Below are 1,758 nucleotides of genomic sequence, written 5' to 3' on the forward strand. Positions count from 1 at the left end.
AGCCGTCGACGGTGATCCTCTACACCGACTCGAGTTACGTCCGAAACGGCATCACCAAGTGGGTGAGTGGCTGGCAGCGAAACGGGTGGAAAACCGCAGACAAGAAACCCGTGAAGAATGCAGATCTGTGGCGCCGCCTCGTGGAGGAGGAGAAGCTGCACAAGGTGACCTGGAAATGGGTGAAAGGTCATGCGGGAGATCACTACAACGAGATCGCTGACACGCTGGCAACATCTGCCGCCAAGAAACTCGCTGGACGTGAGTGATGAGTTCGTCTGCCTCGCAAACTGATTCGACGATCACGGTCGCCGTCCTCCCCGAACGTGATCAGCACATCACCGCGGCGCTCGACGACGTCGGTGCGACGCAAACCGACCTCGACGCCGCGCGAGTCCTGATCTGGCTTGGCGGAGCGTCGGGATTCCCCGATCTCCCCGACACCGTCGAATGGGTGGCGTTGAAGACGGCGGGGATCGAAGAGTTCGTCTCCGCAGGCATTCTCGACGACAAGCGTGTCTGGACGAACGCGTCGGGCTTCTATGCGGAGAACGTCGCCGAGCACGCACTCGCGCTCCTGCTCGCCGGGCTGCGGCAGATCAACTCATCGGTGCGGTGGGGTTGGGACAAAGACCACATCGATCCCGCGGTGCGCACACTGCGCGGCGCGACCGTGGCGATCATCGGGGCCGGCGGTATCGCGAGATCGCTGATTCCACGCCTGAAGGCTTGTGGCGCTTCGGTTCTCGCGGTGAACCATTCGGGACGTGAGGTCGACGGCGCTCAGCGCACGCTGCCGTCGTCGCGGATGGATGAGGTGTGGTCGTCGTGCGATCACGTGGTCCTCGCCGCGCCGTCGACTCCGGAAACCCATCACCTGGTCAATGGAAAGGTGTTGGCGCAGTTGCCCTCCCACGCGTGGGTGGTCAACATCGCACGCGGGCCGCTCGTCGACCAACAGGCGCTGTACTGGGCGCTCAAGGGGCATGAGATCGCGGGTGCCGCACTTGACGTGACCGATCCCGAACCGCCCGCGCGCAACGATCCGCTGTGGTCGCTGTCGAACGTGATCATCACACCTCACATCGCCAACCCGGCGTCGGGTCTCACCCGCGAACTCGCGCCGTGGATCGCGGAGAACCTCCGCCGATTCCGCGCAGGAGAAGACCTCGTGTCGACCGTGGCGGCTGGTCACGATTACTGAGTCGCCCATCGTCGTCTGCGGGGTGTCAGGGTGCGGGAAAAGTACTGTCGGACTGGCGCTCGCCGCACGTCTGGCGGTGCCGTTTGTCGATGCCGACGATCTGCACCCGGCCGCCAACATCGCGAAGATGGCCGCGGGACATCCACTGACCGACGCCGATCGCTTGCCCTGGCTCGACGTGGTCGGTACCTGGCTCGCCGAGCACGACGACGGCGTGGCCGCCTGTTCGGCGTTGCGCCGTGCCTATCGGGATCGACTGCGCGGCAGTGCTCCCAGGGCGTTCTTCGTGATGCTCGCCCTCGGCAGAGACGCGGCACATGCGCGCGTGCACGGGCGGCGTGATCACTTCATGCCTGCTGCGCTCATCGACTCGCAGTTCGCCGCGCTCGAACCACTCGGACCCGACGAGCAGGGGATGATCGTCGACGCCGCGCTGCCGCTCGACGTGATCGTCGATCAGGTGTTGCGTTAGAGCGCGCTCTAAGCCTCGATCCACCGATCGGCTTTTGCGGTGTGGTGAAAAGTGTTGAGCACGTTCGGCCTGGGTGGCGGGCATG

The 1,758-nt window shown here is 64.7% G+C and carries 3 protein-coding genes; all 3 read left to right on the plus strand.

Annotation, left to right across the window (positions count from 1 at the left end; all coding sequences use genetic code 11):
- Positions 1-266 (plus strand): RNase H family protein (locus A5777_RS11690; RefSeq protein ID WP_331710592.1); only part of this gene is annotated, 266 nt, incomplete at its 5' end.
- Positions 266-1,201: a D-isomer specific 2-hydroxyacid dehydrogenase family protein gene (locus A5777_RS11695; protein WP_005203285.1), complete on the plus strand. Its 936-nt coding sequence runs from the start codon at positions 266-268 to the stop codon at positions 1,199-1,201. The genes A5777_RS11690 and A5777_RS11695, both read left to right, overlap by 1 nt.
- Positions 1,194-1,673: a gluconokinase gene (locus A5777_RS11700; protein WP_039854702.1), complete on the plus strand. Its 480-nt coding sequence runs from the start codon at positions 1,194-1,196 to the stop codon at positions 1,671-1,673. Before A5777_RS11695 ends, A5777_RS11700 begins: the two co-directional genes overlap by 8 nt.
- The last annotated feature ends 85 nt before the right edge of the window (positions 1,674-1,758 follow it).

This window comes from Gordonia sp. 852002-10350_SCH5691597 (assembly GCF_001665715.1).
Lineage (GTDB): Bacteria > Actinomycetota > Actinomycetes > Mycobacteriales > Mycobacteriaceae > Gordonia > Gordonia sputi.

Coding starts and splice junctions, on each gene's coding strand:
- A5777_RS11695 (WP_005203285.1), top strand. CDS start 266: ATGAGTTCGTCTGCCTCGCAAACTGATTCGACGATCACGGTCGCCGTC.